General features: G+C 68.4%; 15 protein-coding genes. 11 read left to right on the forward strand and 4 right to left on the reverse strand.

Translation table 11 applies throughout. From position 1 onward, the window contains the following. Positions 1–55 precede the first annotated feature (55 nt). The 4 genes from OG978_RS23705 to OG978_RS23720 form a co-directional block, all read right to left on the reverse strand. Entirely contained in the window at positions 56–1414 is a 1359-nt protein-coding gene (locus OG978_RS23705) for an acyltransferase family protein (protein ID WP_326767138.1), read from the reverse strand. Positions 1415–1603: 189 nt separating this feature from the next. After that, a complete protein-coding gene (locus OG978_RS23710; RefSeq protein ID WP_326767139.1) occupies positions 1604–1804 on the reverse strand; it encodes a DUF397 domain-containing protein in 201 nt (66 codons plus the stop codon). Between the two features lie 58 nt (positions 1805–1862). Further along, the gene (locus OG978_RS23715) at positions 1863–3092 is read right to left on the reverse strand and encodes an MFS transporter (protein WP_326767140.1); all 1230 of its coding nucleotides are present in this window, start codon (positions 3090–3092) and stop codon (positions 1863–1865) included. 239 nt (positions 3093–3331) lie between these two features. After that, positions 3332–4165, reverse strand: coding sequence for a C40 family peptidase (locus OG978_RS23720; RefSeq protein WP_326767141.1), 834 nt, complete (start codon positions 4163–4165; stop codon positions 3332–3334). A gap of 819 nt (positions 4166–4984) precedes the next feature. On the opposite strand from OG978_RS23720, the gene OG978_RS23725 reads away from it, so the two are divergent. Genes OG978_RS23725 through nuoK form a run of 11 tightly spaced genes read left to right on the forward strand, consistent with a single transcriptional unit; the run spans position 4985 to position 15810 of the window. Continuing rightward, on the forward strand, positions 4985–5344 hold the full coding sequence (locus OG978_RS23725) for an NADH-quinone oxidoreductase subunit A (protein ID WP_003992243.1): 360 nt from the start codon (positions 4985–4987) through the stop codon (positions 5342–5344). Between the two features lie 18 nt (positions 5345–5362). Beyond that, complete coding sequence (locus tag OG978_RS23730; RefSeq protein ID WP_326767142.1) at positions 5363–5917, forward strand: NuoB/complex I 20 kDa subunit family protein; 555 nt, start codon at positions 5363–5365, stop codon at positions 5915–5917. Continuing rightward, a complete protein-coding gene (locus OG978_RS23735) occupies positions 5914–6642 on the forward strand; it encodes an NADH-quinone oxidoreductase subunit C (RefSeq protein ID WP_326767143.1) in 729 nt (242 codons plus the stop codon). Before OG978_RS23730 ends, OG978_RS23735 begins: the two co-directional genes overlap by 4 nt. Continuing rightward, positions 6642–7964 (forward strand): NADH-quinone oxidoreductase subunit D, encoded by a 1323-nt coding sequence (locus OG978_RS23740; RefSeq protein ID WP_326767144.1) that lies wholly within the window; start codon positions 6642–6644, stop codon positions 7962–7964. The genes OG978_RS23735 and OG978_RS23740 overlap by 1 nt, the downstream gene beginning before the upstream one ends. A 29-nt stretch (positions 7965–7993) precedes the next feature. Further along, positions 7994–8770, forward strand: a complete 777-nt coding sequence (gene nuoE / locus OG978_RS23745) for an NADH-quinone oxidoreductase subunit NuoE (protein WP_326770140.1) — start codon at positions 7994–7996, stop codon at positions 8768–8770. Further along, the gene (gene nuoF, locus OG978_RS23750; RefSeq protein ID WP_326767145.1) at positions 8770–10146 is read left to right on the forward strand and encodes an NADH-quinone oxidoreductase subunit NuoF; all 1377 of its coding nucleotides are present in this window, start codon (positions 8770–8772) and stop codon (positions 10144–10146) included. The genes nuoE and nuoF overlap by 1 nt, the downstream gene beginning before the upstream one ends. After that, entirely contained in the window at positions 10143–12650 is a 2508-nt protein-coding gene (locus tag OG978_RS23755; RefSeq protein WP_326767146.1) for an NADH-quinone oxidoreductase subunit G, read from the forward strand. The genes nuoF and OG978_RS23755 overlap by 4 nt, the downstream gene beginning before the upstream one ends. Further along, a complete protein-coding gene (gene nuoH / locus OG978_RS23760; RefSeq protein WP_326767147.1) occupies positions 12647–14050 on the forward strand; it encodes an NADH-quinone oxidoreductase subunit NuoH in 1404 nt (467 codons plus the stop codon). The genes OG978_RS23755 and nuoH overlap by 4 nt, the downstream gene beginning before the upstream one ends. Next, entirely contained in the window at positions 14043–14690 is a 648-nt protein-coding gene (nuoI, locus tag OG978_RS23765) for an NADH-quinone oxidoreductase subunit NuoI (RefSeq protein WP_326767148.1), read from the forward strand. The genes nuoH and nuoI overlap by 8 nt, the downstream gene beginning before the upstream one ends. Then, a complete protein-coding gene (locus OG978_RS23770) occupies positions 14687–15514 on the forward strand; it encodes an NADH-quinone oxidoreductase subunit J (protein WP_326767149.1) in 828 nt (275 codons plus the stop codon). The genes nuoI and OG978_RS23770 overlap by 4 nt, the downstream gene beginning before the upstream one ends. After that, entirely contained in the window at positions 15511–15810 is a 300-nt protein-coding gene (gene nuoK / locus OG978_RS23775) for an NADH-quinone oxidoreductase subunit NuoK (protein ID WP_072485616.1), read from the forward strand. Before OG978_RS23770 ends, nuoK begins: the two co-directional genes overlap by 4 nt.

Below are 15810 nucleotides of genomic sequence, written 5' to 3' on the forward strand. Positions count from 1 at the left end.
GCGAGAGCCGCCTCGCGTACGGGGCGCGCGGGCGCCGTACGAGAGGCGGCCCTCATCAGCTGCCCTGCCGGGAGAGAACCCGGGCACCTTCATGGCGCACCACCGGCTGAACGGGCACGGTGCGAATGCCCTGCGCGGCGTCAGCCTTCGGAGCGCTCTTCTCCCGTACGACGAGCAGTCCGGTCAGCACCAGCGCCACGCAGAGCACCGGACCGAGCGGGTTTCCGGGGGAAATGAAACCCTGCGCGGCGAGTCCGAGGAGACCACCGGCGGAAAGCACGGCCGCGAGAACGACCTTGCCGAGGCTCATTTCCGATGCCGCACCGGAACGGCGACGGAATTCGAACCGGCCGAAAATTCCAGTGAAGCACACCAGGAAGGTTCCCGAAACGCCGACCCACAGCGGAGCCACCGCGAACCACATCGGGCTGCCGGGCGTCGGTGTCGAAAAGCCGAGTCCGACAATTGCGATTCCCGCCGTCATCACGAGCGCGGGCATGTGCCAGAGATACAGCGTCATGAAGCGGGTTCCGCACCACTGAAGTACGGCGGTGGCCATGGGGCGTTCGGCGAATCGCGTTATCACCGGCTTGAGCGTCAGCCAGAGTCCGAGCTGGCCGATGGTCAGCGACATCATCAACGCGGTCGGCGGGCTCATGTTGGAGACAGGGGCCCCGGGCATTCCGATCATGGACGCCGGGTAGGGGCCGAAGAACACGGCGGCCGCGGTGAGTCCGAAGCCGACCGAGGCCAGACCCGACGACACCCACGCGTTCCGCATGCGCAGGCCGCCGTCGGCGTAGTGGAAGCCGAACTGGTGGGCCGCCAGCCAGACGAACAGGGCGTTCAGGAAACCGATCGCGGGGCTGAACTCGAAGCGCAGCACATCGACGACCAGGGCACAGGCGCCGAGGGCTCCGATCACACGCCAGCCGTACCGGCGGTACAACTTGAACATCACCGGGGTGAGCGCCACCACGAGCACATAGACGGCGAGGAACCAGAGCAGCTGGCCGGCTATCTTGCCCGCCATCAGCACCGGCTGCTCCGGCAGCCCCGCGCCGATCAACACGTGGGGCAGCAAGAGCCACACGGCTGCCAGGGGTATGACCGGCACCAGGAGCCGCGCGATTCTGCTCCGGAGCCAGGTGTTCACCGATTTCACAGATCGGAACGAGAAGAAATTGGCGGCCCCGCCGGCGAAGAAGACCACGGGCATGACCTGCGTCAGCCAGGTGACAATCCACCAGCCGGGGCTCGCGAGCGCATTCCCGGTACTCAAATTCCCATTGTCATAGGCCAGTACGGGCATGAGCCAGTGCTGGGAAATCACGGCCAGCACGCATAGCGCTCTGATGACGTCTATGAATGAATCGCGACCGCGACCGGGCGAATGAGCGTGGGTTTGCTGCATGTAAACAGCGTGACGTCAGGAGGCGATACGCACAGTGAAGTGGCCCCCCGAATCATTGGGGTGCCAGCACTGCGTGCCATGGTGGGGTTCTCCCTACCGGGCTTCGTGCACCCGAGCGGGCCGGGTCGGGTCGACCTTGACGTACTTGAGCTGTGGGCGCTACGGACCTGCCTGGCCAAGCATCGGGGCTCAGATCAGGTGGTCGAACTCCCCGGCCTTCACGCCGAGCATGAAAGCGCGCAGCTTGGCGACGCTGGTGGTGACGATGACATCCGGATCGTCGCCCTCGCGCATCTTGATCGAGCCGTTCACGGCGGCCAGTTCGATGCAGCTCTGATTGTCGTCCGCTCCGGAGAAGGAGGACTTCTGCCAGCTGATTGCGTCGGTCATGCGGGTGGGCTCACATTTCTCGCACGGCAGGGTCGGCCCGCAGTGTAGACCGCGTGGCTCACCCCCGCCGCCCCCGGACGCGGAAGCGCCCCGGGTCTGTCCCCGTTGCGGCCACCACGGCCACCACGAAGGCCGCGGTCGCGCCGCCGAGCAGCATGACCGCCGACACGGACATGTGGTCGAGGACGGCTCCGCCCGCCAGGGCGCCGAAGGCGAAGGTCGCCTGGAAGGACGCGGTGAACAGGACGGACGCCGCTTCGGGCGCATCGGGCGCGGCCTTGGCGAACCAGGTCTGCGAGCAGACCGGCACCGCACCGTAGGCGACACCCCAGACGATCAGCAGCGCGACGGCTCCGGCCTCCCATCTGCCCAGGACCGGGAGCAATGCGGTAGCGGTGGCGATGAGCCCTGCGGCGAGGCAGACCGCGGCGCGCGGGCGGCGCGTCATGAGTGCGCCGCCGACGAAGTTGCCGACGATCCCGGCGGCGCCGTAGATCAGCAGGAACACCGTGATCAGCGCCGGACCGGCGTGCGTGACCCGTTCCAGGAAGGGGGTGACATAGGTGTACGTCGCGAAGTGGGACAGAACAATGAGAAAGGTGATGAGCAGGGCGAACCGGGTGCCGGGCCGGGCGAGCACGGTGCGCAGCAGGCTCGCGCGGGTGACCCGTGCCGGCGGCAGCGGCGGAACCACCAGGAGCATCAGGGCCAGTACGCCCATGCTCAGCATCCCCATGACCACGAACGCCGTCCGCCAGCCGGCCAGGCCGCCGATGAACGTACCGGCGGGGACGCCGAGCACGGAGCCCAGCGGGACGGCCGAGAAGATCACCGCTGTCGCTCGGGCGGCCGACGCCGGTCGGACCAGCCGGCCGGCCAGTCCGGCCCCGATGGACCAGAAGCCGCCGATGGTGACTCCGACCATCACCCGGGAGACCAGGACGAGGCGGTAGTCGGTCGCGGCGGCGGTGAGGAAGTCGGCCAGGGCCAGCAGGAGCATGAAGGCGCAGAGCATCAGGCGTCGGTCGACACGCGCCGTCGCCACGGTGACCAAGGGGGCGGAGACCGCCGCGAGGAGTCCGGGCATGGTCATCATCAGGCCCGCCGTGCCGTCCGAGACGGTGAAGTCGGACCCGATCGAGGTGAGCAGGCCGATGGGCAGGATCTCGGTGGTGACGATCGAGAAGATGCCCAGCATGACGGAGAGGACGGCGAGCCGGCCGCGTAAAGGGGTGCGGGCCGGGAGGGCGGTGCGTTCGGAGGGGGTGGAGGCCGCGGTGGGGTTCATGGCGGATGCCGTCCTGTGCTCGGTGACGCGAGGGCTGTTCGCCCCAGTTCACAAGCGGCGGTGGACGGTGTCCGGCAGGTTCGCGACGTCAATGCTGCCGGCCGGGGTGATGTCGCTTTTTCGCCGGAGGCCGGACACTTTTCGCCGGAGGACCGGGAACGGCGAAGGGCCGTCGCTCCCGAGCGGGGGAGTGACGGCCCTTCACCGCGCGCCGCGAAGGCGCTTGTGAATCCGAGAACTCAGAGAACGCGGACCGCGCCCGACGGCGGGTCGTAGGACAGCGGACGCTGCACCACACCGGTGCCGGAGTTCTGCGCACCGACGAACTCGCCGCCGCCCACGTAGATCCCGACGTGGTACGCGCTGCCCGCGCCGCCCCAGTACAGGATGTCGCCCGGCTGGAGGTTGCTCAGGGAGACCTGGGTGCCGACGGTGGACTGGGACTGCGAGACGCGCGGCAGGTCGATGTTGACCGAGCGGAACGCGGCCTGGACGAGGCTGGAGCAGTCCCACGAGCTGGGGCCGGTGCTGCCCAACACGTACGCGTCACCGAGCTGCGCCTTCGCGAAGGCGATGACGGCCGCTGCGGAGCCGGTCGCGTTCGACGAGGAGGAAGAGGAGGACGTGGACGCGGCCGTACCGGCGTTGGAGCCGGAGGTCGCGCTGAGCGTCGTACGGGCGGTGGAGCGGGAAGCGCGCTCGGCGGCCTCCGCCTTGGCCTTGGCGGCCGCCTCCGCCTTCTTCTTGGCCTCTGCCTTGCGGACCGCCTCGGCCTTGGCCTTCTTGGCGGTCTTGGCCGCGGTGGCGGCTGCGGCGTCCTCCTGGGCCTGCGTCTGCAGGTCCTGGGCGACCTGCTGCGTGGCCTGAGCGGACGCGGCGACGGCGGTGGAGAGCCCGGAGGTGATGGTGGGCATCTCGATGGTCTGGGTCACCGGCTCGGCCTGGGCCGGACCGGCAGCGCCTGCGACCGCGATGGTGCTGAGGACGCCACCGGCAACTCCGGCCCGCAGCGCCGTCTTCGAGGCGTTTCGGCGGGGCTTCCGGTGGCTGGGTATGTGAGCGGTGTGGGACATGAGTACTAGCGCTATCAGGGCCTCGGGGTTGCCATCAAGAAACGTGTGTTGCGACACAGTTACGTCCGGAATCTGTGAATCCGCTTTCTGGCGGCCTTTATTGACGCCGTAACGGGCAAAACGGTCATGCCTGATCACCGCTGTGATCACGGGCTTTCGGTAATACGTCCGAATTGCCCGCCACTTACCATCCGTTCGCACCGATGGCCAAGCCCCCTTTTGTTGGAGCCTTGATGGAGTGACGCAGGTCACAGTGTGATCGCCGCGCGGGGGGCGGTTATGCGCCACGCACTCAAGGCGGCGCCGGGCGAGGGGAGATGTCCCGTTCGCTCCGAAGATCGCAAATGCTCATACTCGTCCACTTCGCTCCTCGCGGCACCCCCTCCCGGGTGAGTTCGAGCGGTCCGGATGGGGCGAAGTGGGTGGGGGTCGAGGTAGGGAGGGGGTGGTCGGGGTCTGGAGGGTGAGGGGGCCTCTATCACTCCGGGTTGTCCATCGCCAATTTGCTTGGCACTGCCATCTCTTGATAGAGCGACAGCCGTTTGACCAGCGGTAACGGCATCGAATGTCACGTCTCGTGATCACTCGGCCGCTTCGCGTGTGAAGATCACCGCTCATCCGACTTCATGATCCTTCGTCAGGTGGTGGAGATCACAAAGGCGTTGTCGTACCCCGTGTCGCAGATCACAGGATGGCGGGCATAGGATGCGGGGCAGTCGGGCTTGTGAACTGCCTCACATGTGCACGATCTTGGTGAGGCGGTGAGCCGGTCGCCCGATGCGGTCCAACGGTCAAGGACGACTGGAAGGAGCGAGGAGCGTGAATGCCTACGCGCCCATCCTCGTGCTCGGCGCCCTCGGGGCAGGGTTTGCGATCTTCTCCGTGGTCATGGCCACGCTTATCGGCCCCAAGCGGTACAACCGGGCAAAGCTCGAAGCGTACGAGTGCGGTATCGAACCCACCCCCACTCCAGCCGGAGGCGGCCGCTTCCCGATCAAGTACTACCTGACGGCGATGCTCTTCATCGTCTTCGACATCGAGATCGTCTTCCTCTATCCCTGGGCGGTCACCTTCGACGCCCTGGGGATCTTCGGGCTCGTGGAGATGCTGCTCTTCGTGCTCACCGTCTTCGTCGCCTACGCGTATGTGTGGCGTCGCGGCGGCCTGGAATGGGACTGAGGGGCTGAGGGGCACACCATGGGACTCGAAGAGAAGCTGCCCAGCGGCTTCGTGCTGACCACTGTCGAGCAGGCCGCCGGCTGGGTACGGAAGTCCTCCGTCTTCCCTGCCACCTTCGGCCTCGCCTGTTGCGCCATCGAGATGATGACGACCGGGGCCGGGCGCTACGACCTGGCCCGTTTCGGCATGGAGGTCTTCCGCGGATCACCGCGGCAGGCGGATCTGATGATCGTCGCAGGACGGGTCAGCCAGAAGATGGCTCCCGTCCTGCGGCAGGTCTACGACCAGATGCCCAACCCCAAGTGGGTGATCTCCATGGGGGTTTGCGCATCATCGGGCGGAATGTTCAACAATTACGCCATTGTTCAGGGTGTTGATCACATTGTTCCGGTTGACATCTATTTGCCGGGTTGTCCGCCGCGGCCCGAGATGCTGTTGGACGCGATCCTCAAGCTCCACCAGAAGATCCAGGGCTCCAAGCTCGGGGTCAACGCGGAGGAGGCCGCCCGCGAGGCGGAGGACGCGGCACTCAAGGCACTGCCCCTGATCGAGATGAAGGGGCTGCTGCGATGAGCGGGAACAACAACCACGACGAACAGAGCAACAACAACGGTGTGCCCGCCCCGCGCGCGGACACCGGCGAGGTCATCCGCGTACGCAAGGGCATGTTCGGCGCCGACAACGGCGGTGACACCTCCGGCTACGGCGGCCTCGTCCGCACCGTGACCCTGCCGGGCGCCACGTCCCGTCCGTACGGCGGCTGGTTCGACGAGGTCGCCGACGAGCTCGAAGGGGCCCTGGAGGAGCAGGACCTGCTTCCGGCAAACGCTATCGAGAAGACCGTCGTCGACCGCGGCGAGCTCACCTTCCACATCGCCCGCGAGCACCTCGTCCGGGTCGCACAGACCCTGCGCGACGACCCGGCGCTGCGCTTCGAGCTCTGTACGGGGGTGAGCGGCGTCCACTTCCTCGGTGACAAGGGCCGCGAGCTGCACGCCGTCTACCACCTGCGCTCGATCACGCACGGTCGGCTGATCCGCCTGGAGGTGTCGGCCCCGGACAGCGATCCGCACATCCCGTCCCTCGTCGCGGTCTACCCGACCAACGACTGGCACGAGCGTGAGACCTACGACTTCTTCGGGCTCATCTTCGACGGGCACCCCGCCCTCACCCGGATCATGATGCCGGACGACTGGCAGGGCTTCCCGCAGCGCAAGGACTACCCGCTCGGCGGCATCGCCGTCGAGTACAAGGGCGCCCAGATCCCGGCTCCGGACCAGCGGAGGTCGTACTCCTGATGTCTACTCCACATGCAACGCCTCGGGACACGACCGAGGGGACTGTATATACAGTCACCGGCGGCGACTGGGACGAGGTCGTCGAGGCCGCGGCCAAGTCCGACGACGAGCGCATCATTGTCAATATGGGCCCCCAGCACCCGTCCACGCACGGTGTTCTGCGGCTGATCCTGGAGATCGACGGCGAGACCGTCACCGAGGCCCGCTGCGGCATCGGCTACCTCCACACCGGCATCGAGAAGAACCTCGAATTCCGGAACTGGACGCAGGGCACCACCTTCGTCACGCGCATGGACTACCTGACGCCCTTCTACAACGAGGCGGCGTACTGCCTGGGCGTCGAGAAGCTTCTCGGTATCGAGGACCAGATCCCCGACCGGGCCAGCGTCCTGCGCGTGCTCCTGATGGAGCTCAACCGGATCTCCTCGCACCTGGTGTGCATCGCCACCGGCGGCATGGAGCTCGGCGCCACCACGATCATGATCTACGGCTTCCGCGATCGTGAACTCGTTCTCGATCTCTTCGAGCTGATCACCGGCCTGCGCATGAACCACGCGTTCATCCGCCCCGGCGGACTCGCCCAGGACCTGCCGCCCGGCGCGATCGACCAGCTGCGCGAGTTCGTGAAGACCATGAAGAAGAACCTGCCGGAGTACGACAAGCTCGCCACCGGCAACCCCATCTTCAAGGCCCGTATGCAGGACGTCGGCTATCTCGACCTGACCGGCTGCATGGCACTCGGCGTCACCGGCCCGATGCTGCGCTCCGCCGGACTCCCGCACGACCTGCGCAAGACGGACCCCTACTGCGGGTACGAGAACTACGAGTTCGACGTCCCCACCGCCGACACCTGCGACGCCTACGGCCGCTTCCTCGTCCGCCTGGAGGAGATGCGCCAGTCGCTGCGGATCGTTGAGCAGTGCATCGACCGGCTCGCCCCCGGTCCCGTGATGGTCGCCGACAAGAAGATCGCCTGGCCGGCCCAGCTCGCGCTCGGCCCGGACGGACTCGGCAACTCGCTCGACCACATCAAGAAGATCATGGGCACCTCCATGGAGGCCCTGATCCACCACTTCAAGCTGGTGACCGAAGGCTTCCGGGTCCCGGCCGGACAGGCGTACACCGCGGTCGAGTCACCCAAGGGCGAACTCGGCGTGCATGTCGTCTCGGACGGCGGCACCCGCCCCTACCGGGTCCACTTCCGCGACCCGTCCTTCACCAACCTTCAGGCCATGGCGGCGATGTGCGAGGGCGGCCAGGTCGCCGACGTCATCGTCGCCGTCGCGTCCATCGACCCCGTGATGGGAGGCGTCGACCGGTGACCGAAGCACGTCAGGAAGTCAGTCTGGGGATGCCGCAGCTCCCCGCCCCCGCCTACCCGGCCGAGGTGCGCGCCAGGCTCGAAGCGGACGCGAAGGAGGTGATCGCCCGCTACCCCGGCAGCCGCTCCGCGCTGCTGCCCCTGCTGCACCTGGTGCAGTCCGAAGAGGGCTTCGTCTCCCGTACGGGCATGGCGTTCTGCGCCGAGCTGCTCGGCCTCACCACCGCCGAGGTCACCGCGGTCGCCACCTTCTACACGATGTACCGGCGCAGGGCCGGCGGTGACTACCAGGTCGGCGTCTGCACCAACACGCTGTGCGCGGTGATGGGCGGCGACGCGATCTTCGACCGGCTCAAGGAGCACCTCGGCGTCGGCAACGACGAGACCACCGAGGACGGGAAGATCACCCTCGAACACATCGAGTGCAACGCGGCCTGCGACTTCGCCCCCGTGGTGATGGTCAACTGGGAGTTCTTCGACAACCAGACGCCCGAGAGCGCGACCCGCCTGGTCGACGACCTGATCGCCGGGCGCACCGTCGAACCCACCCGCGGCGCCCCGCTGTGCTCGTACAAGGAGACCGCCCGGATCCTGGCCGGCTTCCCGGACGAGCGCCCCGGTGCCGTCGAGGCCTCCGGCGGCGCGGGCCCCGCCTCGCTGATCGGCCTCCGCCTCGCCAAGGGCGAGGATCCGCACCCGCGCGTCGTCGCCCCGCGCGGCGAGCGCCCGCGCGGCGGGTCCGGTCACAAGGCCGCCCCGCAGGACCCGGACCACTCGTCCGGCCCGATCGCCGAGGAGGGGGAGTGATGACGTTGGCGACCGAGATCAACGACAACGGAAGCGGCAACGGGGGCAGCCCGGAGAAGCTGCTCGCACCCGTCCTCTCCGCCTTCTGGGACCAGCCGGAATCCTGGACCCTGGAGACGTACCGGCGCCACGAGGGGTACGAGGGACTGCGCAAGGCTCTCGCCATGGCGCCGGACGACCTCATCGCCTACGTCAAGGACTCCGGTCTGCGCGGCCGCGGCGGCGCAGGCTTCCCCACCGGGATGAAGTGGCAGTTCATCCCGCAGGGCGACGGAAAACCGCACTATCTAGTTGTCAACGCCGACGAATCGGAACCGGGCACCTGCAAGGACATCCCGCTCCTGTTCGCCAACCCGCACAGCCTCATCGAGGGCATCGTGATCGCCTGTTACGCGATCCGTTCGTCGCACGCGTTCATCTACTTGCGCGGTGAGGTCGTCCCCGTGCTGCGACGTCTGCACGAGGCCGTACGAGAGGCGTACGAGGCGGGTTATCTGGGGACGAACATCCTGGGATCAGGGCTCGATCTGGAACTCACGGTGCACGCCGGTGCCGGCGCGTACATCTGTGGTGAGGAAACCGCGCTGCTCGACTCTCTCGAAGGACGGCGTGGCCAGCCCCGGCTGCGGCCTCCCTTCCCCGCGGTCGCCGGTCTGTACGCCTGCCCCACTGTGGTGAACAACGTCGAGTCCATCGCCTCGGTTCCCGCGATCCTGAACCGGGGCAAGGACTGGTTCAAGTCGATGGGCAGCGAGAAGTCCCCGGGCTTCACGCTGTACTCGCTCAGCGGGCATGTCGCGGGTCCCGGCCAGTACGAGGCGCCGCTCGGCATCACGCTGCGCCAGCTGCTCGACATGAGCGGCGGCATGCGCCCCGGCCACCGGCTGAAGTTCTGGACCCCGGGCGGCTCGTCGACCCCGATGTTCACCGACGAGCACCTCGACGTACCGCTCGACTACGAGGGCGTCGGCGCCGCCGGATCCATGCTCGGCACCAAGGCACTCCAGTGTTTCGACGAGACGACCTGCGTCGTGCGGGCCGTCACCCGCTGGACCGAGTTCTACGCCCACGAGTCCTGCGGCAAGTGCACGCCCTGCCGCGAAGGCACCTACTGGCTGGTCCAGTTGCTCCGTGACATCGAGGCCGGCAAGGGACAGATGGCCGACCTCGACAAGCTGAACGACATCGCCGACAACATCAACGGCAAGTCCTTCTGCGCCCTCGGCGACGGCGCCGCCTCGCCGATCTTCTCCTCGCTGAAGTACTTCCGCGAGGAGTACGAGCAGCACATCACGGGCAAGGGCTGCCCCTTCGATCCCGCCAGGTCGACCGTCTGGGCCGACGACAAGAACGCTCACCAGGGGGTGAACGCATGACAGTCACCACGAGTGCGCCCTCCGGGGGTGGCGAGGCGGCCATCCCGCCCGAGGACCTGGTCACGCTGACCATCGACGGCATCGAGATCAGCGTGCCCAAGGGCACCCTGGTCATCCGGGCCGCCGAACTCCTCGGCATCGAGATCCCGCGCTTCTGCGACCACCCGCTCCTCGACCCGGTCGGCGCCTGCCGCCAGTGCATCGTCGAGGTCGAGGGCCAGCGCAAGCCGATGGCGTCCTGCACCATCACGTGCACCGACGGCATGGTGGTGAAGTCGCAGCTCACCTCGCCGGTGGCCGACAAGGCCCAGAAGGGTGTGATGGAGCTGCTGCTCATCAACCACCCGCTGGACTGCCCGGTCTGCGACAAGGGCGGCGAGTGCCCGCTGCAGAACCAGGCGATGTCGCACGGCGAGGCGGACTCCCGCTTCGACGGCAAGAAGCGGACGTACGAGAAGCCCGTCCCGATCTCCACCCAGGTGCTGCTGGACCGTGAGCGGTGCGTGCTCTGCGCGCGCTGCACCCGGTTCTCCAACCAGGTGGCGGGCGACCCGATGATCGAGCTGATCGAGCGCGGCGCGCTCCAGCAGGTCGGTACGGGCGAGGGCGACCCGTTCCAGTCGTACTTCTCCGGGAACACCATCCAGATCTGCCCGGTCGGCGCGCTGACCTCGGCGGCGTACCGATTCCGCTCCCGCCCCTTCGACCTGGTGTCCTCGCCGTCGGTGTGCGAGCACTGCGCGGGCGGTTGCGCGACCCGCACCGATCACCGGCGCGGCAAGGTCATGCGGCGGCTCGCCGCCGACGACCCCGAGGTCAACGAGGAGTGGGTCTGCGACAAGGGCCGCTTCGGCTTCCGTTACGCGCAGCAGCGGGACCGGCTCACCACTCCGCTGGTACGGAACGCGGACGGTGTCCTGGAACCGTCCGGCTGGCCCGAGGCGCTGGCCGCCGCGGCCGCCGGCCTCTCCGCCGCGCGGGGCCGGACGGGGGTGCTCACCGGCGGTCGGCTGACCGTCGAGGACGCCTACGCGTACAGCAAGTTCGCCCGGATCGCGCTGGACACCAACGACATCGACTTCCGGGCCCGGGTCCACAGCAGCGAGGAGGCCGACTTCCTGGCCGCCCGCGTGGCCGGGCGCGGCCGGGACCTGGACAGTGAGGGTGTCACGTACACCTCGCTGGAGAAGGCCCCGACGGTGCTGCTGGTCGGGTTCGAGTCGGAGGAGGAGGCGCCCGGCGTCTTCCTGCGGCTGCGCAAGGCGAACCGCAAGCACGGGCAGCGCACCTTCGCCGTCGCCTCGCACGCCACCCGCGGCCTGGAGAAGGCGGGCGGCACGCTGCTGCCCGCAGCCCCCGGCACCGAGACGGAGTGGCTGGACGCGATCGCGGGCGGCGTCGGGCTCGACGGCGACGGAGCCGCGGCGGCCGAGGCGCTGCGCGGCGAGGGCGCCGTGATCGTGGTCGGTGAGCGGCTGGCCGTGGTGCCCGGCGGGCTCACCGCCGCGGTACGGACGGCGACCGCGACCGGGGCCGCGCTGGTGTGGATCCCGCGCCGGGCCGGCGAGCGGGGCGCGGTGGAGGCGGGCGCGCTTCCGTCGCTGCTGCCCGGCGGCCGTCCGGCGACCGACCCGCGGGCCAGGGACGAGGTGGCGGCCGTCTGGGGCGTCGCCGAACTCCCGTCCCGCTTCGGCCGCGACACCGGCCAGATCGTCGAGGCCGCGGCCACCGGCGAACTGGGCGCGCTGGTCGTCGCCGGGGTCGAGCCGGTGGACCTGCCGGACCCGGCACGGGCCCTGGAGGCGCTGGACCAGGTCGGCTTCCTGGTCTCGCTGGAGCTGCGGCCGAGCGAGGTCACCGAGCGCGCCGACGTGGTCTTCCCGGTCGCCGCGGTGGCCGAGAAGTCCGGCACCTTCCTCAACTGGGAGGGCAGGGCGCGGATGTTCGAGGCGGCGCTGAAGCCCGAGCAGATGACGCGCGCGCTCGCGCCGGGCGACGCCCGGGTGCTGCACATGCTGGCCGACGCCCTGGACGTCCACTTCGCGCTGCCGGACCTGAGGTCCGTACGTCGTGAGCTGGACCGGCTCGGCGGCTGGACCGGGGCGCGCGCCACCGAACCGAACGAGTCGGCGCAGCCGCTGCCCAGGCCCGGCGACGGCGAGGCGGTCCTCGCCGGCCACCGGATGCTGCTCGACCTGGGCCGGCTCCAGGAGGGCGACGAGGCACTGGCCGGCACCCGGCACGCCGCGGTCGCCCGGCTGTCCGCGGCCACCGCGGCCGAGACGGGCGTGAAGGACGGCGATCTGCTGGCCGTCACCGGCCCGGCGGGCAGCGTCGAATTCCCGCTGAAGGTCACCGACATGCCGGACCGGGTGGTCTGGGTGCCGCTGAACTCCGTCGGGCGGGGCGTCCCGGCCGACACCGGCGCCCGGCCCGGCGGTCTGGTCCGGATCGGCCCCGCCGCACCGGGTACTCCCGACGTCACACCGGAGGTGGGGGCGTGAGTGCCTTCGCTCAACTGGCCGCGGCACCGCACGGTGCCGTACTCGCCGCCGAGGATCTGTCGATGTTCGGCACCGACCCGTGGTGGCTCGTCGTCATCAAGGCGGTGTTCTGCTTCGCGTTCCTGATGGTGACCGTGCTCTTCTCCATCGTGTGGGAGCGCAAGGTCGTCGCCTGGATGCAGCTGCGCATCGGTCCCAACCGGCACGGTCCCTGGGGCATGCTCCAGTCGCTCGCCGACGGCATCAAGCTGATGCTGAAGGAGGACGTCGTCGTCAAGCGGGCCGACAAGGTCGTGTACGTGCTCGCGCCGATCGTCGCCGCCATCCCGGCGTTCATGGCGATCGCCGTGATCCCGTTCGGCCCGTCCGGCAACGAGGTCTCGATCTTCGGGCACCGCACCACGATGCAGCTCACCGACCTGCCGATCGCGACGCTCTACATCCTCGCGGTCGCCTCGGTCGGGATCTACGGCATCGTGCTGGCCGGCTGGTCGTCCGGATCGACGTACCCGCTCCTCGGCGGTCTGCGCTCCTGCGCGCAGATGATCAGCTACGAGATCGCGATGGGCGCCGCGTTCGCCTCGGTCTTCCTCTACTCCGGGTCGATGTCGACCTCGAAGATCGTGGAGGCGCAGCAGGACCGGTGGTTCATCCTCCTGCTGCCGGTCTCGTTCATCATCTACATCGTCACGATGGTCGGCGAGACCAACCGCGCCCCGTTCGACATGCCGGAGTCCGAGGGCGACCTGGTCGGCGGCTTCAACACCGAGTACTCGTCGATCAAGTTCGCGATGTTCATGCTCGCCGAGTACGTCAACATGGTCACCGTCTCCGCGGTCGCCACGACCCTGTTCCTGGGCGGCTGGCGGGCCCCGTGGCCGATCAGCACCTTCTGGGAGGGCGCGAACCACGGCTGGTGGCCGATGCTCTGGTTCGTCGTCAAGGTCCAGCTGCTGCTGTTCTTCTTCATCTGGCTGCGCGGCACGCTGCCCCGGGTCCGTTACGACCAGCTGATGAAGCTCGGCTGGAAGGTCCTGATCCCGGTCTCCGTGGTCTGGCTGATACTGGTCGCGACGGTGCGGGCGCTGCGCAACGAGGGCTACGACTTCACGAGGATCGTGCTGTACGTGGCCGGGGCCGTGATCGCGATCCTGCTGATCTCCTTCGTCGCCGACATCTTCCGCGACAAGAAGGGCCAGGCTGCCGAGGCGGAGGCCGGACCGGAGCCGGCGTTCGACCCGATGGCGGGCGGGTTCCCGGTGCCGCCGCTGCCCGGACAGACCCTGCCGCCGGTGCCGCGCCGCAGGCCGCGGGGCGAGCGGGAGCTCGTTGTCAGTGGCGGGTCGGATACTCAGAGTGACGGAAATTCGAGTGACGGAAAGGAGGCCGACGGTGTCTGAGTCATCGGAGTCCTCGGGGTCCTCGGGATCCTCGGAGGAGAAGTTCCAGAACCCCGTCGCCGGCTTCGGCGTGACCTTCAAGGCCATGTTCAAGAAGCGGCTGACCGAGCAGTACCCGGAAACGCCGAAGGTGACGGCGCCGCGCTTCCACGGCCGGCATCAGCTCAACCGTCACCCGGACGGCCTGGAGAAGTGCATCGGCTGCGAGCTGTGCGCCTGGGCCTGTCCGGCGGACGCGATCTACGTCGAGGGCGCGGACAACACCGACGAGGAGCGCTACTCCCCGGGTGAGCGCTACGGCCGCGTCTACCAGATCAATTACGCGCGCTGCATTCTCTGCGGACTGTGCATCGAGGCCTGCCCGACCCGGGCGCTGACGATGACCAATGAGTTCGAGCTCGCCAACACCACCCGCGAGAGCCTCATCTACACCAAGGACGAGCTGCTCGCGGGCCTGGAGGAGGGCATGGTCGACAGCCCGCACGCGATCTTCCCCGGGATGGACGAACAGGACTACTACCGGGGTCTCGTCACCGAGGCCGCGCCCGGTACGGAGCGCCAGATCGCCGTCTCCGAGGGCGAGAAGCCGGACGACACGCACAGCGAGAACAACGGCTCGGCGCAGGAGGTGGGCGCATGACCGCCCTGGCCGCTGCGGCCTCCCAGACCTCGACCGGTGAGGCCGTCCAGTTCTGGGTGCTCGGCATCGTCGCCGTGATCGGCGCGCTGTCCACCGTACTGATGAAGAAGGCCGTGCACAGCGCGCTGAGCCTCGCCGGGACCATGATCGTCCTGGCGGTGTTCTACCTCGCCAACGGCGCCTACTTCCTGGGCATCGTCCAGATCGTCGTCTACACCGGCGCGATCATGATGCTGTTCCTCTTCGTGGTCATGCTCGTCGGTGTCACCGCGGCCGACTCGCTGAAGGAGACCCTGAAGGGGCAGCGCTGGCTGGCCGCGGGCTGCGGGCTCGGCTTCGGCGTCCTGCTGATCGCGGGCATCGGCAACGCCTCGCTGAACAGCTTCAACGGGCTCGGCACCGCCAACACCGAGCACGGCGGAAACGTGGAGGGGCTGGCCAGCCTCATCTTCACCAAGTACGTCTTCGCCTTCGAGATCACCGGCGCCCTGCTGATCACGGCGACGGTCGGCGCGATGGTGCTCACCCACCGGGAGCGCACCGAACGGGCCAAGAACCAGCGGGAGATGTCCGAGGAGCGCGTACGCGGACAGCAGCTGCCGCCGCTGCCCGCCCCCGGTGTCTACGCCCGGCACAACGCCGTGGACATCCCGGGTCTGCTCCCGGACGGCACGCCTTCCGAGCTCACCGTCATGCAGACGCTGCGCAACCGCGGCCAGATCCGCGATGTGTCGAAGGAGTCGCTGGACCGGCTCAAGGCGCTGGAGCAGCGCTCCGGGGAACGGCTCGGCCGTGACAACGAAGAAGAGGAGGTCGCCAAGTGAATCCGGTCTACTACCTCTATCTCGCAGCCCTGTTGTTCACCATCGGTGCGGCCGGGGTGCTGATCCGGCGGAACGCGATCGTGGTGTTCATGTGCGTGGAGCTGATGCTCAACGCCTGCAACCTCGCGTTCGTGACCTTCTCCCGGATGCACGGCAATCTCGACGGCCAGATCATCGCCTTCTTCACGATGGTCGTCGCCGCGGCGGAGGTCGTGGTCGGGCTCGCGATCATCGTGTCGGTGTTCCGTTCCCGCCACTCGGCCTCGGTCGACGACGCCAGCCTGATGAAGCTGTAA

The organism is Streptomyces sp. NBC_01591, from assembly GCF_035918155.1.
GTDB lineage: Bacteria > Actinomycetota > Actinomycetes > Streptomycetales > Streptomycetaceae > Streptomyces.